Below are 21724 nucleotides of genomic sequence, written 5' to 3' on the forward strand. Positions count from 1 at the left end.
GGACAGTGGGACCTTTTTCCAGATGCGATTCGGATATGCAGGTGCGGTGGCCCTGGTGCTGATGTCGGTGATGACCTCGGCCCAGGCCAGGGAGTTGAACAGGAAACAGATCGAAATGTGCCGCTGGGGCTCGGAAGTGGCCCGCTCGGCACAGCACTCGAAGCTCTCCGGGACCACCCTGTGGCGGGCCCGGGAGAATCTCAAGACGCGCAAGTACGCGGAACGATGGATGCCGCGGATGGCCCTGGGCATCACCGAGCAGACCTACGCCAGCCGCAGTCGCCTGCAACCGGCCTCGGTGAAGAAGACCTACTACGATGGCTGTATTCGCCACGAGCGTAACCGTATTGCCAGGCGCTAGGTCACGCCTCGACTGGACAGCGGCTGCGCTGCGCAGCCGCTGCTTCCAGCGGTTCGCGTCAAGCCTTCATTGCGTTACACACACCTTCTCCGGCGGCCGCAACGACCCGATATACACCGCCACCACCGTCAGCAACGCCCCGCCAATCTGGACTGCGGAACTGGGTTTTCCCAACAGTGCGACATCCACGAAATAGGTGATCACCGGCTCCAGCAGCAGGATCAATCCCGCCAGCCCCAGGCTGATATGCCCGATCGACCGGTTCACCAGCAGCCAGCCTGCGAACTGCACCATCACCCCGTAGATCACCAGCATCAGCAAGGTCTGCCCGTCAGCGATAACCAGGCTCTCGCCGCGCAGCAGCGCATAGCCCAGCATCACCAGTCCGGCCCACAGGCTCAGGTTGAGCATCTGCGCGAGCTTGTCGCCGCCGCCGCAGGGCAATTGGCTGGCGGCCTTGAGGCAGTAGACGCAGACCGCATAGGCCAGGCCCGAGGCAATCCCGAACAGTACGCCGCGCACGCCGGCTTCGTTGCTCATCTCCGGTGCCAGCAGCAGGTACAGGCCGAAGAATGCAAGGCCGATGGCGAGGCTGAAGTTCAGCGACGGTTTTTCCTTGAGCAACCAAAGGCCCAGCAGGGTCATGAAGAACACCTGGCAGTTGGTCAGGATCGATCCGATCCCCGGGCCAACGATGTAGATGCTGTGGTGCCAGAGGATCAGGTCGATGGCCAGGAACAGGCCGGCGAGGGCAGTGAGGCGCACGGCCGCCGCCGATGGCAGGCGTACCGGTACCCGGCGCCATTTCAGGCAGAGGTAGAACAGGATCGAGGCGAACAGCATCCGGTAGAAACCGGCGCCACCCGCGCCGATATCGGCGAAGGCAACGGCCAGTGCCGAGAGGCTGAGCATCAGGCCGCCAGTGGTGAGTTCCAGGAGGGCACGTTTGTTTTGCATGTGGAAGGCATCGCTTGCAGGTTTGCTTGGGAACGCAGAACCTATCAGGCCTGCCTCCGCAACGATTGGACGAAACTGGACAGCCGATGACGCCGCACGAGAAGGACTTTTCCCGTTTCCTGCGCATTCCCGAAGGGGGCTGCGAGCTGCTCAGCGCGCGCTACAGCCAGCAGCATTTCGGCAGGCATGCCCATGATCGATATGCCTTCGGGGTGATCACCCACGGGGTGGAAAAGCTGTATTACCGTGGCGCCCACCACCTCGGCGGCAGTGGCACCGTGGTCACCCTGAGCCCGGGGGAGATCCATGACGGGGTGCCGGTGGACCAGGCTGGGTGGGTCTACCGCATGCTGTATGTCGATCCTTGCTGGTTGAACGAGCATGTGCTGGCCGGACGTCATGCCAGCCAGTACGTGCACCTGTTTCGCGCGCCGATGAGCGATGATCCGGCGCTTGCCCGGTGCCTGCTCTCGGCCCATGGTCGCCTCGCCGATTCGCTGTTGCCGCTGGAGCGCGAGACGCTGCTGGTCGAGACGCTAGCCGCTCTGTTCGAACGGCACGGGCATGACCTGGCTCGTCCCGGTCGTCCCGAGCGCGAGGCGGTGCGGCGCATTCGCAGGCGTCTTGACCAGGAAGCGGAGCACAACCTGTCCCTGGAAACCCTTGGCCTGGATGCCGGGATGGACCCGCTCTACCTGATCCGCGTGTTCAAGCGCGAGGTCGGGGTGGCACCGCACAGTTACCAGATCCAGAAGCGAGTGGCGCGGGCCCAGGTGCTGTTGCGCCTGGGTACCGACCTGGCCGAGACGGCCCTGGCCTGTGGCTTCTTCGACCAGAGCCATATGACCCGCGCCTTCAAGAAGGTGGTCGGGGTGACCCCGGCGGCGTTCCGGTCGCGTTGATGGCTCGCTCGGCGTCCCTCGATCTGCTCAAGTGGCTGGCGATCGTCAGCATGATCGGCGATCACCTGCGTTACCTGTGGCCGCAGCAGGAGTGGCTGTTCATTCCCGGGCGCCTTGCGTTCCCGTTCTTCTGCCTGGCACTGGCGGCGAATGTGCTGCGCGCGACGACTATCCAGTGGCGATACCTGTGGTGGTTCCTGGGTTTTTCGCTGCTGTCCGAGGTGCCGTATCGCTGGCTCGACAACGGCTCGCCGACCCTGAACGTAATGCCGACCCTGGGCCTTGGCCTGCTGCTCGCCTGGGGTGTGCATCTGCGCACCCGTGCCGCGACGTGGCTGGCGCTGGTGGCTGCGCTGGTCGCGACGCTGGGCAACGCCTGGCTGATGTACGGTCTGCCGGGCGTGCTGCTGCCGGCGGCGTTGCTGATCGCGTTGAAAGAGCGGCGGTTTGCCTGGCTGGCTGGATTGCTGGCGGTCGCCGGGAATTTCACCAATGGTTGGCTGTTCCAGCATCCGCTGGCGCCGGTTTCGCTGACGGTAGCCGGTACCGCGTTCATGGCGGTGTCGCTCGGCCTGGCCTTGCTGCGCCACGAATGGCCCGGCCCGGTGCCGCCGGTGGGGCGGTGGGCCTGGGCGTTCTATCCGTTGCACCTTGCCGCGATCAGCGTGTTCGCTCACATGGTTCGGGCGGGCACAGGCTCCTAGACATTCAGCGGATCCTCCCGATCCTCCTTGTCCTTGCGCAACTGCGCCGGGTCTGTTGCTTCCACCTCGCTCAGCGGCCTGATCAAGGTCTGTGCCGCCACTGCCGCCTGCATCTGCGGCTCCATCCCGGCCATGGACTTGATCTCGCTTTCCTCCTTCAAGCGCAAGGCGATCTGCTTGTCGATCGCGTCCTTCTTCTCGGGTGGCAGGGCCTCGTAGTCTGCCTCGGTCAGGCCCAGCTCGCCGAGCATCTTCAGGCGGATCTTCTCCGCTGGCGAAAGCGCCATGTAGTCACGGAATTCCTGGGCTGCGCTGCGGCTGGTCGCGTCGCTGTCGGCGGGGTTCTGCAAGGCTACCTTGAGCTTGGCGAACGCTTCGTCCTGCGCGTCCTTGGCATCCTGGTAGGTGGAGCTGGAAGCGTTGCGTGTTGCCGCCGCACTGGCGACGCTGGAAACCAGCGACACCTTGGCTGTCTGCACCTGATAGGTTTGCTCGTCCACGCCGCTGGCGGCAGGCAGGTTTCGCTGTTGCTGGACGGCAGCGTTCTGCCAGCCATGGCCATTGATGATGCTCACAGGATCGATCTCCTTGAATTGGACCACCAGTACGGGCAATAGCTGTGCCAGTCTGGTAAAACCCTTGTGTACCGCGGCTTTGCCCCTCCAGAGGGGGCGCCGCTGTGCCTCCGGGCGGAAACCCCTTGCCGCTCGCGGCAAGCCGGGCGGCATTAAAGTTTGCCTGCGTGATGCCGATCACAAGATCACTACAGCCGGGCCATGACCCGGCAGCCCATGCGGTTGGAGTTCCCTGCCGGTCGGGCAGGGGGACGTCGCCTTGCGTCCACTTCAATTCATGGCCCGCCCGGCGGGCATCAGTCTTAATGAGGAAGAGGCACCCATGAATCTCTACATCAACCAGTTGCAGAAGAAGCCGGCATTCCGCGAGCAGGTCTATGCGGGCGACATCTTCCTCGATACCCATCTGCGCAGCGCCCATGAGCTTTGCGCCCTGGCCCGGCACAGCATCACCGAAGCCTTCGACGGTGAGACCGACCACCTGTCGCTGCACAAGAAGATGCCGGTGGAAACCTTCGTCGAGCATGTCACTCGGCTCAAGCGCAAGTTCACCAACGGGCCACAGGCCAAGGCGCTGATCCGCGACTACATCCTGGAAATCGGTGCCGACCCGAACGACTACATCTTCGATGTCCCGCGGGTGCGCGTGGTCCCCAACTACGACTACCTGCACGCCGGCGTCAGCTATGCCTACAAGCCTCACCGCGATACCTGGTATGGCAGTGTCGATTGCCAGCTCAATACCTGGATGCCGATCTACAGCATCGAGCCCGGGCAGACCATGATGATCAACCCGGCGTACTTCACCAGGCCGGTGCAGAACTCGTCCCCCAGCTGGAGCCTGACCGACTGGATCAGCAACCAGCGCCTCAAGGCCAAGGACAACATCACCCAGGAAAACCGTGTGCACCCCGTGCCCCTGGAAGAGATCGACGCCAGTGCCGAACTGCGCATCGCCGGCAACAGCGGCGAGATCCTGATGTTCTCCGGCGCCCACCTGCACGGTACCGTGGCCAACCACACCGACCGCATCCGGTTCAGCGTGGATTTCCGCCTGATCCACCTGCAGGACCTGATTCACAAGCGCGGCGCGCCGAATGTCGACAACGGTTGTTTCGACGTGGAAGCCGGCTTCAAAGACCTTTTCCATGCCAGCGACTTTTCGCAATTCCAGGGAGTTAACCCATGACCAAGCGTCGTCTGACCGCTGCCGAGGTCGAGTACAACGAAAAGCGCGCCAGCGTGCTGAGCCGTGTCGATGCCCAATATGTGGCCGATGCCCCCTTCGTCTTCACCAACCGCATCGCCGTGACTGCGGCGCTGTCGCGGATCGAACTGTTCAAGATGGTCCAGGACATCCCTGGCGCCATCGTTGAATGCGGCGTGTACAAGGGCAACTCGTTGATGCTCTACATGCAGCTGTCGATGATCCTCGAGCCGTATGCGATCAACCGCTCGATCATCGGCTTCGACACCTTCCAGGGCTTTGCCAGCATCGATGCCAAGGAAGACCCGGCGGACATCAACGAAAGCATGTTCTCCGACACCGACGAGAGCCTGATCCAGGACATGATCGACGCCAACGACCTGGTGCGTCCGGTCAACCGCATCCCGCGTTGCGAGATCGTCAAGGGCGACATCCTTGAAACCGTACCGGCCTTCGTCAAGACCCGTCCGGACCTGGTAGTGGCCATGCTGATCCTCGACACCGACCTGTACTCGTCGACCAAGGTCGCCCTGGAAACCTTCCTGCCGTACATGCCGAAGGGCGCCATCGTGGTCCTGGACGAAGTTGCCTATCGCAACTTCCCAGGCGAGACTGCCGCGTTGCGTGATGTGCTGGACCTGAACAAGGTGGAGCTCAAGCGCCTACCGTTCGATTCGTCGGTGGGGTATTTCCGCGTCTGACCGTCCCGGAAATCAAGAGCGGACTTGCCAGCAGTTGCAGTAGTGGATCCACCATTGCAATCGCTGGCAAGCCAGCTCCCACAGGGTTTTGAGCCAACCCTGAAATCAGGGTCCGCCTTGGACACTGTGGGAGCTGGCTTGCCAGCGATGGGGCCAGATCAGGCAACATCATTGCCCTTGCCGCCCCAATCGCTGGCAAGCCCCACGGGAACCGCGGCCCGCTTTTTGATCTTCCTTCATATATGCAATGGGTGGCCCAACGCCCGCAGCGCCGCTTCCTGCACCGCCTCACCCAGTGTCGGATGGGCATGGATGGTCCCCGCCACATCCTCCAGCCGCGCGCCCATCTCCAGTGACTGGGCAAAGGCCGTGGACAGTTCGGAAACCCCGACGCCCACCGCTTGCCAGCCGACGATCAGGTGATTGTCACGCTGTGCCACCACGCGCACGAAGCCGCTCTTCGATTCCAGGGTCATGGCCCGGCCATTGGCGGCGAAGGGGAACTGCGCCACCAGGCAATCGAGGCCTTCTTCCTTGACCATCTCCGGCGTCTTGCCCGCCACCACCAGCTCCGGATCGGTGAAGCATACCGCCGCGATGGCTGCCGGGGTGAACGCCCGCTGCCTGCCGGCGATCAGTTCGGCGACCATCTCGCCCTGGGCCATGGCCCGGTGCGCCAGCATCGGCTCACCTGCCACGTCACCGATGGCCCAGACGTTGCGCATGCTGGTCTGGCAGCGCTCGTCGATGGCGATGGCGGCGCCGTTCATCTTCAGGTCCAGGGCTTCGAGGTTGAAGCCTCTGGTCCGCGGACGACGCCCCACGGCGACCAGCACCTGGTCGGTTTCCAGGGACAACTCCTCGCCATCCGGCGTGCGCACCTTCAGGCGTTTGGTCGCGGCGTCGAAGCCTTCGACGCTGTGCCCGAGGTACAGCTGCACGCCAAGCTTCTTCAGCGATTCGGCCACCGGCTGGGTCAGTTCGGCGTCGTAGGTCGGCAGGATGCGTTCGCGGGCTTCCACCACGCTCACCTCTACGCCGAGCTTGCGGTAGACGATGCCCAGCTCCAGGCCGATATAGCCGCCGCCGACCACGGTCAAGCGCTTGGGCAGGGCCTTGGGCGACAAGGCTTCGGTGGAGGAAATCACCGCGCCGCCCAGCGGCAGCATCGGCAATTCGACGCTGCTGGAACCGGTGGCGAGCAACAGGTGCTCGCAGCGGATGCGCAGGTCCTGCCCGTCGATTTCCACCAGCTTGCCGTCGATGACCCTGGCCCAGCCGTGGATCACCTTGACGTCGTTCTTCTTCAGCAGGGCGGCAACGCCAGTGGTCAGGCGGTCGACGATGCCGTCCTTCCAGGCCACGCTCTGCCCGATATCCAGGCTTGGCGCGGCGACCTTGATGCCCAGCGTGGATTTGCGGCTGTGCAGCTCGGTCTGATGGAACTGCTCGGCCACGTGGATCAGCGCCTTCGACGGAATGCAGCCGATGTTCAGGCAGGTGCCACCGAGGGCCTGGCCTTCGACCAGGATGGTGGGGATGCCCAGTTGCCCGGCGCGGATCGCGGCGATATAGCCGCCGGGGCCGCCGCCGATGATCAGCAGGGTGGTGTCCAGGGTCTGCATGCTTACTCCACGAACAGGCTGGCGGGTTGTTCGAGCAGGCCGCGCACGGCCTGGATGAATTGTGCGGCGTCCATGCCATCGACCACCCGGTGATCGAAGGAGCTGGAGAGGTTCATCATCTTGCGGATGACGATCTGGCCGTTGACCACCATGGGCCGCTCGACGATGCGGTTGACCCCGACGATCGCCACTTCCGGGGTGTTGACCACCGGCGTGCTGACGATGCCGCCCAGGGCGCCGAGGCTGGTCAGGGTGATGGTCGAGCCGCTGAGTTCGTCGCGGCTGGCCTTGTTGCTGCGTGCGGCCTGGGCCAGGCGCGAGATCTCGCTGGCGTTATGCCACAGGGTGCCGGCTTCGGCATGGCGCAGTACCGGCACCATCAGGCCGTTGTCGCCCTGGGTGGCGATGCCCACGTGCACCGCGCCGTGGCGGGTGATGACCTGGGCTTCGTCGTCATAGGTGGCGTTGATCTGCGGGAAGTCGCGCAGGGCCACGACCATGGCGCGCACCAGGAACGGCAGCAGGGTCAGCTTGCCGCGGCTTTCGCCGTATTTGCCGTTGAGGTGCTGGCGTAGTTCTTCCAGGGCGCTGACGTCGATCTCTTCCACATAGCTGAAGTGGGCGACGCGGCGCTTGGCGTCCTGCATGCGTTGGGCGATCTTGCGGCGCAGGCCGATCACCGGGATCTGCTCGCTGTCCTCGCGCTTGGCGTAACCGCTGGGGGCGCCGTTGCCGCTGCGGGTCGGCTGGGTCAGGAAGGCGTCGAGGTCCTCGTGGAGAATGCGCCCGGCCGGGCCGCTGCCGTGGACGTAGCGCAGTTCGATCCCGGCATCCCAGGCGCGCTTGCGCACGGCGGGGGAGGCGAGGGGTTTTTCATGGGCGTCGCGGGGTACGATCGGTGCCTTTTCGACCGCTGCGGCGGCGATGTGCGGTTTGGCCGCTGGCGCTTGCACCGGAGCCGGTTTCGGCTCGGGTGCTGCTGCTGCTGCAACCACCGCTGCCGGCTTGCCGGCGCTTTCCTGATGATTGCCGGCCCCTTCGACTTCGATGCGGATCAGCTCGCTGCCCACCGCCATGACCTCGCCGGGCTGGCCGCCCAGGGCCAGGACCTTGCCGGAGACCGGCGAAGGAATTTCCACCGTGGCCTTGTCGGTCATGACATCGGCCACCACCTGGTCCTCGGTGATGGTGTCACCGACCTTAACGAACCATTCCACCAGTTCTACCTGCGCGATGCCTTCGCCGATGTCCGGCATCTTGATGACGTGCGTGCCCATTCAGACCTCCATGACCCGTTTCAATGCCGCACCGACCCGCGAAGGGCCAGGGAAGTACGCCCACTCCTGCGCGTGCGGGTAGGGGGTGTCCCAGCCGGTGACGCGTTCGATGGGCGCTTCCAGGTGGTGGAAGCAATGTTCCTGGACCAGCGACACCAGCTCGGCACCGAAGCCGCAGGTGCGCGTGGCTTCATGCACCACTACGCAACGCCCGGTCTTCTTCACCGACTCGACGATGGTTTCCAGGTCCAGGGGCCAGAGGCTGCGCAGGTCGATGACCTCGGCATCGACGCCGGTTTCCTCGGCGGCGACCTGGGACACGTAGACCGTGGTGCCATAGGTCAGCACGGTGACGTCGTTGCCCGGACGGGTGATTGCCGCCTTGTCCAGCGGCACCGTGTAGTAGCCGTCCGGCACGGCGCTGGACGCATGCTTCGACCAAGGGGTTACCGGGCGATCATGGTGGCCGTCGAAGGGGCCGTTATACAGGCGCTTGGGTTCGAGGAAGATCACCGGGTCGTCGCATTCGATCGAGGCAATCAACAGGCCCTTGGCGTCGTAGGGGTTGGATGGCATCACCGTGCGCAGGCCGCAGACCTGGGTGAACATCGCCTCGGGGCTCTGGCTGTGGGTCTGGCCGCCGTAGATTCCGCCGCCGCAGGGCATGCGCAGGGTCAGCGGGGCGACGAATTCGCCGGCCGAGCGGTAACGCAGGCGGGCCATCTCGGAAACGATCTGGTCGGAGGCGGGGTAGAAGTAGTCGGCGAACTGGATTTCCACGACCGGGCGCAGGCCGTAGGCGCCCATGCCGACGGCAGTGCCGACGATGCCGCTTTCCGAGATCGGTGCATCGAACACCCGGGACTTGCCGTACTTGCTCTGCAGGCCCTCGGTGCAGCGGAACACACCGCCGAAGTAACCGACGTCCTGGCCGTAGATGACCACGTTGTCGTCGCGCTCGAGCATGATGTCCATGGCCGAGCGCAGGGCCTGGATCATGGTCATGGTGGTGGTCGACATGGCAGTTTCAACCTGGATGGAGGTGTTGTGGTCGTTCATGTCAGATCCCCAGTTCCTGGCGCTGCCGGCGCAGGTGCGCGGGCATTTCCTTGTAGACGTCCTCGAACATCGAGGCCGGGCTCGGCATCTGTCCGCCGGCCAGGGTGCCGTACTGCTCGGCTTCCTTCTGTGCGGCGATGATTTCCGCATCCAGCTCGGCACTGACCTGCTGGTGCTCTTCTTCGGACCAATGGCCGTTGGCGATCAGGTGCTGTTTCAGGCGCACGATCGGATCGCCCAGGGGGAAGTGAATCCAGTCGTCGGCGGGGCGGTATTTCGATGGATCGTCGGACGTGGAGTGCGGGCCGGCGCGGTAGGTGACCCACTCGATCAGCGTCGGGCCGAAGCCGCGGCGCGCGCGTTCGGCGGCCCAGCGCGAAGCGGCGTACACCGCGACGAAGTCGTTGCCGTCCACCCGCAGCGAGGCGATGCCGCAGCCCACGCCACGGCCGGCGAAGGTAGTGGCTTCGCCACCGGCGATGGCCTGGAAGGTGGAAATGGCCCACTGGTTGTTGACCACGTTGAGGATCACCGGGGCGCGGTAGACGTGGGCGAAGGTCAGGGCGGTATGGAAATCGGACTCGGCGGTGGCACCGTCGCCGATCCAGGCCGAGGCGATTTTGGTATCGCCCTTGATCGCCGAGGCCATGGCCCAGCCGACCGCCTGGACGAACTGGGTGGCAAGGTTACCGCTGATGGTGAAGAAGCCAGCTTCGCGTACCGAGTACATGATCGGCAACTGGCGACCCTTGAGCGGATCGCGCTCGTTGGACAGCAACTGGCAGATCATCTCGGTCAGCGACACTTCCCGGGCCATCAGGATGCTCTGCTGGCGATAGGTCGGGAAGCACATGTCGCTGCGGTTCAGGGCCAGGGCCTGGGCACTGCCGATGGCTTCCTCGCCCAGGCTCTGCATGTAGAAGGACATTTTCTTCTGGCGCTGGGCAACCACCATGCGGCTGTCGAACTGGCGGGTCTTCATCATTGCCCGCATGCCCTGGCGCAGGACCTGCGGGTCGATGCCCTCGGCCCAAGGGCCTACTGCATTGCCTTCGGCGTCGAGAACGCGGATCAGGCTGTAGGCCAGGTCCGAGGTATCGGCAGGTTCGACGTCGATGGCGGGTTTGCGGACTTGACCTGCGTCGTTCAGGCGCAGGTAGGAGAAATCGGTCTGGCAGCCTGGCCGGCCGGTAGGCTCGGGCACATGCAAACGCAGGGGGGCGTACTCGTTCATGCTTTTTACGCTCGCTCTGTCTTGTGTTTTTGTTGAGCTTTGACGCAGTAGCTACTGGGACCCGGCTTGTGACCGGGAAGTCAGTCTTGTCTTAATGATATTCCGGCCCCGGAAGAATATTTTTCTGATGTTCGTTGCCTTTGTTCGAGCGGACGGATAAATATTCTGCAAAAGAACAAAAGGCGGGAAGATTTATCTAATGCGCAAACTGGATCGCACTGACATCGGCATTCTCAACAGCCTTCAGGAAAACGCGCGGATCACCAACGCCGAACTGGCGCGTTCGGTGAACCTGTCGCCGACGCCCTGCTTCAACCGGGTCAAGGCGCTGGAGGAATGCGGCGTGATCCGCCAGCAGGTGACCTTGCTGGCGCCGGAGGTACTGGGGCTGGACGTCAACGTGTTCATTCACGTCAGTCTGGAGAAGCAGGTGGAGCAGTCGCTGCATCGCTTCGAGGAAGAAATCGCCGAACGGCCCGAGGTAATGGAGTGCTACCTGATGACCGGGGACCCGGATTATCTGCTGCGGGTGTTGTTGCCGAGCATCCAGGCGCTGGAGCGATTTCTCGATTACCTGACGCGGTTGCCGGGGGTGGCGAATATTCGTTCGAGCTTTGCCTTGAAACAGGTCAGGTACAAGACGGCGCTGCCGTTGCCGGCCAATGGGTTGACCCTGCGCGAGCCACGTTGATTTGAGGGCCTCAACGCTGGCAAGCCAGCTCCCACAGGGATTGTGTTCACCGTCGGACCTGTGGGAGCTGGCTTGCCAGCGATAGGGCCCCTGAGAGCAAAACATCTCTAAAGGTGTAGAAAATCACGATCAGTCGCCGCCATCACCGCTTGATATTTTGAACAGCCCCTGAGTATGTTGTCCGGGTCGCCGTTTCCGGCATGCGAAAACAACAAGGACAGAGTCATGACGACCAATGTTCAGCGTTCCCTGGAAGAGCGCCTGACGGGCATTGATGAAATCGAATGCGTTACGCCGGATCTCAACGGCGTGCCGCGCGGCAAGGTGATGACGGCCGAGGGCTTCCTCGAAGGCCGACGCCTGCAACTGGCGCGGGGCGTGCTGTTGCAATGCATCATGGGCGGTTACCCGCCGGCGCGCTTCTACGGCGGCGACGACGGCGACCTGGCACTGGTCGCCGATCCGGCGCAGATCCACCGCCTGCCCTGGAGCGCCGAACCCCGAGCCCTGGCCATCTGCGATGCCGACGAATTGAGCGGCGAACGTTCCGGTCTGTCCACCCGCGGCTTGCTCAAGACAGTGATCGCCCGCTATGCCGCACGCGGCCTGGCGCCGGTGGTGGCGACCGAGCTGGAGTTCTTCGTTTTCGCACCCAACACTGACCCGACCCGGCCATTCCAGCCTCCGCTGGGCCTGGACGGGCGCCGCGAAGACGGCCATTCGGCCTTCAGCGTCAGTTCCAACAACGGCTTGCGCCCGTTCTTCCAGGAGGTGTACCGCTGTATGGCAGCGCTGGGGCTGCCGCGCGATACCTTCATGCACGAGATGGGCGTCAGCCAGTTCGAGATCAACCTGCTGCACGGCGATCCGCTGCTGCTGGCCGACCAGACCTTCCTGTTCAAGCACCTGCTCAAGGAGGTTGCGCTCAAGCACGGCCTGACCGTGGTGTGCATGGCCAAGCCGCTGGCACATACCCCGGGCAGCTCGATGCACATTCACCAGAGCGTGGTGGAGATTGGCAGTGGCCGGAACGTTTTCAGTGATGCCGACGGCAAGCCCACCGATACCTTCCTGCATTTCATCGGTGGTCAGCAGGCGTGCATGGCCGACTTCACGGCGCTGTTCGCCCCGAACGTCAACTCCTACCAGCGCCTGTGCCATCCCTACGCATCACCGAACAATGCATGCTGGTCCGAGGACAATCGCGCCGCCGGCCTGCGCATTCCGGCCAGTTCACCCGTGGCCCGGCGTGTGGAAAACCGCCTGCCGGGGGCCGATGCCAACCCCTACCTGGCCATCGCCGCCAGCCTCGCCGCCGGTCTGCATGGCATCGAGAACGGCCTGCAACCGGCCCCGGCGATCCAGGGTGAGTTCGCGGTGCCGGATCACCTGTCGCTGCCGTGCACGCTGCATGCGGCGCTCGATCGTCTCAAGCGCAGCAGCCTGGCGCGGGAGCTGTTCGGCGAGGAGTTCATCGCCGGTTATATCGCCACCAAGACCCAGGAGCTGACCAGCTTCTTCGATGAGATCACCCCTTGGGAGCGGCGCGTACTGGCGGCCCAGGCCTGACCGGCAATCCACGGAATTAGAAGGCCGATTACGCGGGTTCCTGGCGTAATCGGCCTTTTGTTTTTTTCGCCGGTGCCGGCCGCGCGGCCGGAATAATCACTTATGCTTTCACGCAGTTTTTCCACCAGCCCAAGAGGTCGTTCGGGACGCTGATGCGCACTATCTGGAAGTCTTTTCGCGCGTTGTACTTCGCTGCTCTGATGATGTTGATCGGCTCCGGCCTGCTGAGCACCTACCTTGCCCTGCGCCTTAGCGCCGACCAGGTCGACAGCCTGTGGGTCGGTGCCCTGATGGCTGCCAACTATTTCGGTCTGGCTCTGGGTGGCAAGATCGGTCACCGCCTGATCGCCCGGGTCGGACATATCCGCGCCTATGCCACCTGCGCCGGGATCGTCGGTGCCGCGGTACTGGGTCACGGCCTGGTCAGCTTCCTGCCGGCGTGGCTGTTCCTGCGGGTCATCGTCGGCCTCGGGATGATGTGCCAGTACATGGTCATCGAGAGCTGGCTCAACGAGCAGGCCGATGCCAAGCATCGTGGCGCGGTGTTCAGCGGCTACATGATCGCCTCCTACCTGGGCCTGGTCCTGGGCCAGTTGATCCTCGTAGTCCATCCGCAACTGGGCCCCGAGCTGCTGATGCTGGTGGCGATGTGCTTTGCACTGTGCCTGGTGCCGGTGGCCCTGACCCGGCGCATCCACCCGGCGCCGCTGCGGCCGGCCCCGATGGAGCCGCGTTTCTTCATCAAGCGGGTGCCGCAGTCGTTGAGCACGGTGCTGGGCTCCGGGCTGATCGTCGGTTCGTTCTATGGCCTGGCACCGCTCTATGCCTCGAAGCAGGGCCTGAGTACCGAGCAGGTGGGTATCTTCATGGGCGTGTGCATCTTCGCCGGCCTGCTGGTGCAATGGCCGCTGGGCTGGCTGTCGGACCGCTACGACCGTGCCGTGCTGATCCGCAGCGTGGCCATCGGCCTGGCGATCGCCTCGCTGCCGTTGGCGATCCTGCCCGGGGTGCCGATGGCGGTGCTGTTCGCGGCCGGCTTCCTCGTCTCGCTCCTGCAGTTCTGCCTGTACCCACTGGCCGTGGCCTTCTCCAACGACCACGTGGAAAGCGAGCGGCGGGTCTCGCTGACGGCGATGCTGCTGGTCACCTATGGCGTCGGCGCGAGTATCGGGCCACTGGCGGCAGGGGTGCTGATGAAGGCCTTTGGCGACCAGATGCTCTATGCCTTCTTCACCTTCTTCGCCCTGGTGCTGGTCTGGCGCATTCGTCCCGATGCGGTCACCGGGTTGCACCAGGTGGAAGATGCGCCGTTGTCCCACGTGGCCATGCCGGCAGCCAGCTCGCCCCTGGCCGCTGCCCTCGACCCGCGGGTCAACGAGCAGGTGGTTCAGGAACAGATGCAGACGCCGGTCGCAGCCGAGGATACCGAAGCCGAGGACGAGGCGGGGGAGGTCAAGGAAGGGCAGGTGGTCGAGGAACCGGCCAAGCCGCTTTGAAACAAAACGGGGACCGCATGCGGTCCCCGTTTTCCTGTCAGTAGTCGTCTTTGTCGAAGCGTCGCGCTTCGCGCTGCAATTGATAGACGAAACTCTCGATCTTGCGCTGCATCTGCCCGGTCAGGTTATGGAAGCGCACGCCGGCGAAGGTGGCGTTCAGGCGCTCCTCGAAATGCAGATGGCGCAGTTCCACCGACATCTGGGTCAGGCTCAGGGGCCCGCTGGCGGCGAACTTGTCGTAGACCTGGCCCAGTTGCAGGCGCTCTTCGATATTGCCTTCGAAGCGCAGCTTGCAGCCGGTGGCAGAGATGTCCAGAAGCTTGCCGCGGATGGCACCCACGCCCTTGAGCTTGTCACCGTCAAGGACGATGTCGACCAGTTGCGAGAGCTTGAGGGCGGCACGGAAGGCATTGCGGCGCTGATGGTAGGTCACTTCCTCGGGCAGGGTGCCGCGGTAGCAGCGCACGTCGCCGGAAGAGTCGATGGTCAGTGGCTGGTTGCATTCCCAGGCGATCCGCACGCCGTCATGGAAACCTTCGACCCGAAAGGGCTCGCCGTTTTCCAGGAAACGTTCGCCGTCGCGGGGGATCATTTCATCCAGGGCCAGGACGTTGTTGTCACGGTCGACCTCGACCACGTAGCTCTGGAAACGCTGGCTGCGCTCATGGAAGGTAATGATCAGCGGATCATGGCTCTCTTGCAGCATCCGCAGGTTGGCGGCAATTTCCAAAGGCGTGTTGAACACCTTCGGAGGCTGCGGAGCTTCTACGTCATTGAACACGGTTGATGAATCTCCAGGCAAAAACGACACACGCACAAGGCATTTTGCCAGTATGCGCTATGGCTTGATAGAGGGTCACGCCTGGCTGAGTGCACGAGGCTTGGCAAGCGGCGAGGTCGAGCCCCGGCTGTCGTATAGCGAAGGGGCTTCGCCGCCCATGAGGATTCTGATCTGGTTGGCCGTGGTGGCCTGCTGAAGCGTGATGGATTCGCCGTTGCGCTCGTTGACCGCCTTGCACTCGTTGAGCAGGTTGCCCAGTACGTCGAGTTGCTGGAGCAATTGCGGGCCAAGGTGCGACTGGCTGGCCAGGGCCTCGACGCCGGCACGATCCGGGGTCAGGCCGAGGCTTGCGAGCAGCTCGCTGCGCCGACGACCGTGCTGATCGAGCAGGACTACCAGCGACTGCTTGTAGGCCAGGATGTCTTCCAGTGCCGGCATGTCACGGCCGTGCAGGGCGACGTATTCGTCCCGCAGCAGCTGCAGCAATTGCTCGGCCGGGCCGATATCTTCTTCGATCAGTTGCAGCAGGGTCGTATCGTGCATGGCTGGCTCTTGGTCTTGGCGTCCTTGAAGTCAGCGCGCCGAGGGCTAGCGCTGGGCTTCGAAATTGAGCAGTTTGCTGGCCACGCGGTTGGCGTCGACCTGGTAGCTACCGTCGGCGATGGCCTGTTTCAACGCGGCCACGCGGTCGCTGTTGACGATGGGCTGGTCGCGCAGCTTGTCGCTGACCTGTTGCAACTGCTGGGCCTCATGGCTGAGGTGTACGGTCTCCCCGCTCTGTGCGGTAACGGCTGCCGCGTCGGACTGGCCTGCGCGATTGCTGGCGGCGCTTTCCTGGCTGGTGCCGGTGCGCAGGCCGCCCGTCACTGACGGGGAGTTATTCAAACGACTGAAGTCGATGACCATGATCAGAAAACCTCTCGGAAATAGGACGCTTGCCCTTTTTTCGGCCGACCCGAAAAAAACTTTAGGCACGAATTGACAGGCATTCGTGACAAGGTCGTCATATCCGTAATACGCACAGTCTAGAAAATGCGCTTCCTGATCGCCAGCGCTGATTCGTCGCGCGGTGGCCTGTGTCACATGGTCACATGGAAACCTCCACCTCGCCGGGACCGGTTACCCTGGCCTTGACCACCCGCTTGGAGTTGAGGTTGCGTACCCGTATCTGCTCGCTCATCCCGCCCTTGCTCAGCGCTTCGCCGGGCATGCGCACGGCCAGCGTGCCACTGCGGGCGATGATGACCACATGATCACCCTTGCGGATCACCTCGGCCTGTTCCAGATGAACGGGGGTGATGACCTGGTCGATGACCATTGGTCGGACGACTTTCTGTCCTATGGCCTGGTCGAGGCTGGCGAGGAAGCCCTGGTTCAGCAGGCCGACGTCGCGTTCGCGCAGGGTCACGTCCTGTTCCTGGACCACGGCGTCACGCTTGAGTGGCCGGCTGACCACCACCACATCGCGGAACAGCTTGACCTGGGCCGGTACGAATACCGTCCACGGCGAACTGCCATCACAGCGCACCCGCACCGTCACCCGGCCCAGTGGCTGGGCCGGGCTTTCCAGGCTGGCGCCGAGCTGCTCGCTGCACAGCGGCATGCGCAGCCGCGGGTCGAGGTTGTTCACCTGGATCTCGTAGCGGCCTTCGGTCTGGCTCTTTTGCAAATAGTCTTCTACGGAAAACTCAAGAAACCCCTGGGTGACACCGATAAGCACTTCAGGCAAGGTGAAAGTGTCAGCCAGAGTTCGAGCGCCGGGAGTCAACAGGCACAGCGCAGCAAGGAAGCCGGGCAGATGGCGGTGCAGGCGTCGGAAAAATGTCGTTTTCGTATTCATGAAAGTAGAAAAGCAAGGCGCGTGCCGATCTGCGCGCTGCCCTAATGCTTCGTTTGAGGAGTCTGGCATGGCTGGTGTAATGGATTCGGTGAACCAGCGCACGCAACTGGTAGGACAGAATCGTCTCGAACTGCTGCTGTTCCGCCTGCGCGGCGAGCAGTTGTACGGGATCAACGTGTTCAAGGTACGGGAAGTGCTGCAATGCCCGAGCCTGACACTTCTGCCCAAGGCCAGTCGGGTCGTGCGCGGTGTCGCGAATATTCGTGGGGCGACCATCCCGATCCTGGATCTGGCGATGGCGACGGGTCTGCCTCCCCTGGAGAACCAGGACCCGAGCAAGAGCTTCGTCATCATTACCGAGTACAACACCAAGACCCAGGGCTTCCTGGTGCACTCGGTGGAGCGCATCGTCAACATGAACTGGGAAGAGATCCACCCGCCACCCAAGGGGACCGGGCGCGATCACTACCTCACGGCGGTGACCCGGGTCGACAACAAGATGGTCGAGATCATCGACGTCGAGAAGATTCTCGCCGAGGTGGCGCCTGCCTCCGAGTCGGTGTCCACCGGGGTGGTCAATGCCGAGGTGCACAGCAAGGCCGTTTCGCTGCGGGTGCTGACCGTGGACGACTCATCGGTAGCGCGCAAGCAGGTCAGTCGCTGCCTGCAGACGGTCGGTGTGGAGGTGGTCGCGCTGAATGACGGACGCCAGGCACTGGAGTACCTGAAGAAACTGGTCGACGAGGGCAAGCGCCCGGAAGAAGAGTTCCTGATGATGATCTCCGACATCGAGATGCCGGAGATGGACGGTTACACGCTGACCGCGGAGATCCGCAACGATCCGCGCATGCAAAACCTGCACATCATCCTGCATACTTCGCTGTCCGGGGTATTCAACCAGGCCATGGTGAAGAAGGTCGGCGCCGACGACTTCCTCGCCAAGTTCCGTCCGGACGACCTGGCCCAGCGGGTGGTCGACCGGATCAATGCCACACACTAATTGCCGGGGGCTCAGGCCCCTGGCGTTGTACACGATTTAAGAGGCGGCACCATTGTCTACGGGTAATTTGGATTTCGAACAGTTCCGGGTCTTCCTGGAAAAAGCCTGTGGCATCCTGCTGGGCGAAAATAAGCAGTACCTGGTTTCCAGCCGTCTCAACAAGCTGATGGAGCAGCAAGGCATCAAGACGCTGACCGAACTGGTGCAGCGCATCCAGAGCCAGCCGCGCAGCGGCTTGCGCGAGCAGGTGGTCGACGCCATGACCACCAACGAAACCCTCTGGTTCCGCGATACCTACCCCTTCGAAGTGTTGAAGAACAAGGTGTTGCCGGAGACGCTGCGAAACAGCCCCGGGCAGCGCCTGCGCATCTGGTCGGCGGCCTGTTCGTCCGGGCAGGAGCCCTACTCGATTTCCATGACCCTCGACGAGTTCGAGCGGACCAACGTCGGCCAGTTGAAGATGGGCGCGCAGATCGTGGCGACCGATCTCTCCGGCGCGATGCTGGCCAACTGCAAGACAGGCGAATACGACAGTCTGGCGATCGCCCGCGGCCTGTCCCAGGAGCGCCTGCAGCGCTACTTCGATCCGAAGGGGCCGGGGCGCTGGGCAATCAAGGCGCCGATTCGCAGCCGCGTGGAGTTCCGCTCGTTCAACCTGCTGGACAGCTATGCGGCGCTGGGCAAGTTCGACATCGTGTTCTGCCGCAACGTCCTGATCTACTTCTCGGCGCAGGTGAAGAAGGACATCCTCACCCGCATCCATGCCACGCTGAAGCCGGGTGGCTACCTGTTCCTCGGGGCGTCCGAGGCACTCAATGGCTTGCCGGATCTGTACCAGATGGTGCAGTGCAGCCCGGGGATCATCTATCAGGCCAAATGACTCCGGTGCCCTTGAGGGCCTCATCGCTGGCAAGCCCTGAAGAACACTGCAAAACCCAAAAAAGCCCCCGGCCTCACGACCGGGGGCTTTTCATTTCAGGCGATCAGAAGTCGTACCGCACCTTGGCACTGAATACATCGGCATCGAAGCCCGATTTGCCGATGTAGTCGTAGTTCACGCCCAGGGTCACCGCGCCCAGCTTGTAGTCGGTACCGATACCGGCTTCGTAGCTGTTGCGCACGGCCTTGGCGCCGCTGGTGACGAACGGGGTGCTGCCGAGCAGGAAGGTCGAGGTGCTGCTGGCCTCGTCGGCGGCGAAGTCGTGGTAGGCCATGAGTTTGACCTGCGGCTCCAGGGTGCCTGCGCCGAGGTTGAAGCTGCCGGCAACACGCACACCGGCGCCCAGTTCGATGGCTTCGTAGCGCTGGTCCTCGACTTTCAACGCAGCCGACGAACCCTTCTCGCGGTAGCCATCGATGTTCACCTGGCTGTAGCGCGCCGCCAGCCGTGGCTCGACCAGCATTTGCGGGTTGATCTTCCAGGTGTAGCCGCCGACCAGGTTCAGGCCGAGCAGGTCGCTGTCGTAGCTGGCCTTGGCCTGGGTGCCGGCGATCCGGCGCTTGCTGTCGTTGTCGTTGACGCCGTAGGTCAGGCTGCCGTCGACGAAGTAGTTGCCCAGCTCATAGCCGCCGTAGAAGGTGAAGGCGTGGCTGTCGACTTCGGTCTTGTTGCCGCTTTTGCCGTTCACGTCGGTGTTGATGAAGCTATAGGCCAGGCCCAGGGTCAGTTGGTCGTTCAGCTTGCCGTCGGCACCTACGGCGACACCGCGGCTATAGGCGTTGTAGCCGGCCACGCCGTCGCGCAGGTCCTGGGTGGCGTCGCTGTACAGGCTTTGAACCCACACGCCGGCTTCCTTGAAGGCATCGCCGGACGATGCGCCGCGCAGGCTGCTGGTGCGGCTGCCGGTGACGTTGCTGACCAGGTTCTGGCTGGTGGTGGCCGCCTGGGTGGCGCCGCCGTTGGTTTCCGGGGTCAGTTGCTCGGCAATGCGGGCCAGGTCGGCTTCGCTGGTGTTGAGCAGGGTTTGCAGGAAGGGATCGTTGGGGTTCTGCTCGCGGATACGGTTGATCACGCCATCGTTGACCAGGCTGCCGATGGCCTTCTGGCCGTTGGCGGAGCCGCCGTTGCCGACGATGATTTCCTCGACTTGCTCCTGGCCCTTGGCGGTCACGGTGGCGACCAGGGTGTTGTCCTCAAGCTTGTAGCTGTCGATGTTGAGCAGGGCGGAAGAGCTCGTCAGGTTCAGCTTGCCGTTCGGGTCGACATCGTCGTTATCGTCCGTGACAACCAGTTCACCAGCCTGGATCAGCTTGTACTGGACAGCATTGGCGGAAAAGTCGCTACCCTGGGCGGCCAGTTGGATCTGCGAGTCCTTGCTGAATCGAATGAAGTCGGAAACGCTGAGTACCGGCGTGTCAGGCCTGGTGGCGCTGGAGAGATTAAGGACCAGTGTAGTGTCGTTCGCCACGTAGACCCGGCCATCGATGCTGGTGTGTGTGCCGAGCAGGTTGAGCCGGGTGTGACCGAAGCTCGGGTTGCCGATGTCTACGGCACTGTACTGGTGGGAGAGGCGAATGTTCGCGCCGTCGGCCTGGCTGTCGGTGCCGGTGAACTGCACATCGCCGGTGATGTAGAGGTCATTCAGGTTGATCAGGTTGCCGATCACCTTGCTGCCGTCCAGCAAGCGTACATACACCCTGCTTTTGCTGTCGCTGGCGTCAATGGCTTCGTCATCGGAAATCAGCGTGCCGCTGTTTACGATGCGCATGCCCGCGAACTCGCCCGGCTGTCCGTCCACATCAGTCGCAGTGATGTGGATAGCCGCGTCGGTGGCCTGAATGGTGCCGGTGTTGACGATATGGTTGGCGATAGTTTTGAAGCTGGCGTTCGTAATGCGGATACCGTTGGCATCCGCGCCGGTGGCGGTGATGGTGCCGTTGTTTTCGATGCCGAGCAGTTTGGTAGCGGCATAGTTGCTACCGTTGAAGCCGCCGGCGACTTCCAGGCCGACTGCGTCTTCGCCGTGTGCTTGAATCTCGCCGTTGTTGATGACGTTTCCGACGATCTCGCCGCCGGTCAGGTAGATGCCCGTAGCGTCTTCGCCTTCCACGATGATCTTGCCGCTCGCAGCGTTGATCAGGTCGCCCTTGATCCGGGTTGAACCGCTCATGTCGATACCGGTGGCAATATCGACCGCGCCGCCGTCTTCCAGCGGTTCACCCTTGGCCAACAGCAAGCCTTCATTGATCACGCTGCCGCCCATGACCGCCGGGTCGATGCGCAGGGCATTGGCGCCGCCGCCGACCGCGGTGATGCTGCCCCTGTGGATCAGGTTGCCGTCGATACGGTTGTTGACCCAGGCGGTTGGGGTTTCGTAGACGTCCATGTCCACGCCGCCGGCGAAGTCGCCGGTGCTGTTGATGATGGCGTTGAGGATCAGGTCCTGTTGCAGGTGGCTGCCATTGAATTCGATCGGGTCGTTTTCGCCGGCGGTGCCGCTGTAGCTCCCGGTAATTTCCAGGGAGTCGGCATAGGTCTGGTTTTCGCTCTTGAAACCGGCATTGGTCAGTTGCACGGTCTGGGCGTGGGCCGGCAGGGCAGTGGTGGCCACCGCGAGGGCGAGCAGGGTCTTGCGGAAAAGCATCGAAGCCACGGTTCAGTCCTTAAACGTGTTTGAAATCTCGGTGCGCTCCTTGCACGGCGACTGGCAGATCGGGTTGATGGCTAACTGCCATGCAATGGGCGGCGGCATGTTAAAGGACCCGGGGTCAAAATGACATCATTTTGGCGCCGGATTCCCGTGGC

Annotated in this window: 21 protein-coding genes; 10 read left to right on the forward strand and 11 right to left on the reverse strand. The window is 63.2% G+C overall.

What is annotated here, in order from left to right:
• Positions 1 to 61 precede the first annotated feature (61 nt).
• On the forward strand, positions 62 to 361 hold the full coding sequence (locus tag N7650_RS07400; protein WP_240160567.1) for a hypothetical protein: 300 nt from the start codon (positions 62 to 64) through the stop codon (positions 359 to 361).
• A 66-nt stretch (positions 362 to 427) separates the two neighbouring features.
• Here N7650_RS07400 and N7650_RS07405 read toward each other — a convergent pair whose 3' ends face one another.
• Positions 428 to 1318, reverse strand: coding sequence for a DMT family transporter (locus tag N7650_RS07405; protein WP_009402981.1), 891 nt, complete (start codon positions 1316 to 1318; stop codon positions 428 to 430).
• 86 nt (positions 1319 to 1404) lie between these two features.
• Between N7650_RS07405 and N7650_RS07410 the strand changes: the two genes are divergently transcribed.
• Both N7650_RS07410 and N7650_RS07415 read left to right on the forward strand, forming a co-directional pair.
• Positions 1405 to 2220 (forward strand): AraC family transcriptional regulator, encoded by an 816-nt coding sequence (locus N7650_RS07410; RefSeq protein WP_009402980.1) that lies wholly within the window; start codon positions 1405 to 1407, stop codon positions 2218 to 2220.
• Positions 2220 to 2924, forward strand: coding sequence for a TraX family protein (locus N7650_RS07415; protein WP_009402979.1), 705 nt, complete (start codon positions 2220 to 2222; stop codon positions 2922 to 2924). The genes N7650_RS07410 and N7650_RS07415 overlap by 1 nt, the downstream gene beginning before the upstream one ends.
• Here the strand turns inward: N7650_RS07415 and N7650_RS07420 are convergent.
• Complete coding sequence (locus N7650_RS07420) at positions 2921 to 3499, reverse strand: hypothetical protein (RefSeq protein ID WP_205346339.1); 579 nt, start codon at positions 3497 to 3499, stop codon at positions 2921 to 2923. The genes N7650_RS07415 and N7650_RS07420 overlap by 4 nt on opposite strands.
• A 322-nt stretch (positions 3500 to 3821) precedes the next feature.
• Here N7650_RS07420 and N7650_RS07425 point away from each other — a divergent pair, with 322 nt between their 5' ends.
• Both N7650_RS07425 and N7650_RS07430 read left to right on the forward strand, forming a co-directional pair.
• The gene (locus tag N7650_RS07425) at positions 3822 to 4688 is read left to right on the forward strand and encodes a hypothetical protein (protein ID WP_009402976.1); all 867 of its coding nucleotides are present in this window, start codon (positions 3822 to 3824) and stop codon (positions 4686 to 4688) included.
• A complete protein-coding gene (locus tag N7650_RS07430) occupies positions 4685 to 5407 on the forward strand; it encodes a TylF/MycF/NovP-related O-methyltransferase (RefSeq protein WP_279897680.1) in 723 nt (240 codons plus the stop codon). The genes N7650_RS07425 and N7650_RS07430 overlap by 4 nt, the downstream gene beginning before the upstream one ends.
• 236 nt (positions 5408 to 5643) lie before the next feature.
• On the opposite strand, the gene lpdA is transcribed toward N7650_RS07430, so the two are convergent.
• Genes lpdA through N7650_RS07450 form a run of 4 tightly spaced genes read right to left on the reverse strand, consistent with a single transcriptional unit; the run spans position 5644 to position 10602 of the window.
• Positions 5644 to 7032 (reverse strand): dihydrolipoyl dehydrogenase, encoded by a 1389-nt coding sequence (lpdA, locus tag N7650_RS07435; protein ID WP_279897682.1) that lies wholly within the window; start codon positions 7030 to 7032, stop codon positions 5644 to 5646.
• 2 nt (positions 7033 to 7034) lie between these two features.
• Positions 7035 to 8309, reverse strand: a complete 1275-nt coding sequence (locus tag N7650_RS07440) for a dihydrolipoamide acetyltransferase family protein (RefSeq protein WP_279897683.1) — start codon at positions 8307 to 8309, stop codon at positions 7035 to 7037.
• The gene (locus N7650_RS07445) at positions 8310 to 9368 is read right to left on the reverse strand and encodes an alpha-ketoacid dehydrogenase subunit beta (protein WP_279897685.1); all 1059 of its coding nucleotides are present in this window, start codon (positions 9366 to 9368) and stop codon (positions 8310 to 8312) included.
• Position 9369: 1 nt separating this feature from the next.
• Positions 9370 to 10602 carry a 3-methyl-2-oxobutanoate dehydrogenase (2-methylpropanoyl-transferring) subunit alpha gene (locus N7650_RS07450; protein WP_064302490.1) on the reverse strand — a complete coding sequence of 411 codons (1233 nt, stop codon included), beginning with the start codon at positions 10600 to 10602 and terminating at the stop codon, positions 9370 to 9372.
• A gap of 199 nt (positions 10603 to 10801) precedes the next feature.
• Here N7650_RS07450 and bkdR point away from each other — a divergent pair, with 199 nt between their 5' ends.
• From bkdR to N7650_RS07465, 3 genes are all read left to right on the forward strand, one after another.
• The gene (gene bkdR, locus N7650_RS07455; protein WP_009402958.1) at positions 10802 to 11293 is read left to right on the forward strand and encodes a Bkd operon transcriptional regulator BkdR; all 492 of its coding nucleotides are present in this window, start codon (positions 10802 to 10804) and stop codon (positions 11291 to 11293) included.
• Between the two features lie 327 nt (positions 11294 to 11620).
• The gene (locus N7650_RS07460) at positions 11621 to 12862 is read left to right on the forward strand and encodes a glutamine synthetase family protein (RefSeq protein WP_279897772.1); all 1242 of its coding nucleotides are present in this window, start codon (positions 11621 to 11623) and stop codon (positions 12860 to 12862) included.
• A 152-nt stretch (positions 12863 to 13014) separates the two neighbouring features.
• Entirely contained in the window at positions 13015 to 14358 is a 1344-nt protein-coding gene (locus N7650_RS07465; RefSeq protein WP_037061280.1) for an MFS transporter, read from the forward strand.
• A 37-nt stretch (positions 14359 to 14395) separates the two neighbouring features.
• Here the strand turns inward: N7650_RS07465 and N7650_RS07470 are convergent, their stop codons facing one another.
• The 4 genes from N7650_RS07470 to flgA form a co-directional block, all read right to left on the reverse strand.
• On the reverse strand, positions 14396 to 15139 hold the full coding sequence (locus tag N7650_RS07470) for a flagellar brake protein (RefSeq protein ID WP_009402952.1): 744 nt from the start codon (positions 15137 to 15139) through the stop codon (positions 14396 to 14398).
• A gap of 75 nt (positions 15140 to 15214) precedes the next feature.
• The gene (locus N7650_RS07475) at positions 15215 to 15682 is read right to left on the reverse strand and encodes a flagellar protein FlgN (protein WP_009402950.1); all 468 of its coding nucleotides are present in this window, start codon (positions 15680 to 15682) and stop codon (positions 15215 to 15217) included.
• Positions 15683 to 15727: 45 nt separating this feature from the next.
• Positions 15728 to 16045, reverse strand: coding sequence for a flagellar biosynthesis anti-sigma factor FlgM (gene flgM / locus N7650_RS07480; RefSeq protein WP_009402949.1), 318 nt, complete (start codon positions 16043 to 16045; stop codon positions 15728 to 15730).
• Between the two features lie 181 nt (positions 16046 to 16226).
• A complete protein-coding gene (flgA, locus tag N7650_RS07485) occupies positions 16227 to 16979 on the reverse strand; it encodes a flagellar basal body P-ring formation chaperone FlgA (protein WP_037061278.1) in 753 nt (250 codons plus the stop codon).
• 67 nt (positions 16980 to 17046) lie between these two features.
• Here flgA and N7650_RS07490 point away from each other — a divergent pair, with 67 nt between their 5' ends.
• Entirely contained in the window at positions 17047 to 17979 is a 933-nt protein-coding gene (locus N7650_RS07490; protein WP_009402947.1) for a chemotaxis protein CheV, read from the forward strand.
• A 52-nt stretch (positions 17980 to 18031) separates the two neighbouring features.
• Positions 18032 to 18859 (forward strand): protein-glutamate O-methyltransferase CheR, encoded by an 828-nt coding sequence (gene cheR, locus N7650_RS07495; RefSeq protein WP_279897688.1) that lies wholly within the window; start codon positions 18032 to 18034, stop codon positions 18857 to 18859.
• Between the two features lie 103 nt (positions 18860 to 18962).
• On the opposite strand, the gene N7650_RS07500 is transcribed toward cheR, so the two are convergent.
• Entirely contained in the window at positions 18963 to 21563 is a 2601-nt protein-coding gene (locus N7650_RS07500) for an autotransporter outer membrane beta-barrel domain-containing protein (RefSeq protein ID WP_279897773.1), read from the reverse strand.
• Between the last annotated feature and the right edge of the window lie 161 nt (positions 21564 to 21724).

Origin of the sequence: Pseudomonas sp. GD04058, from assembly GCF_029836855.1 — a bacterium.
GTDB lineage: Bacteria > Pseudomonadota > Gammaproteobacteria > Pseudomonadales > Pseudomonadaceae > Aquipseudomonas > Aquipseudomonas bharatica.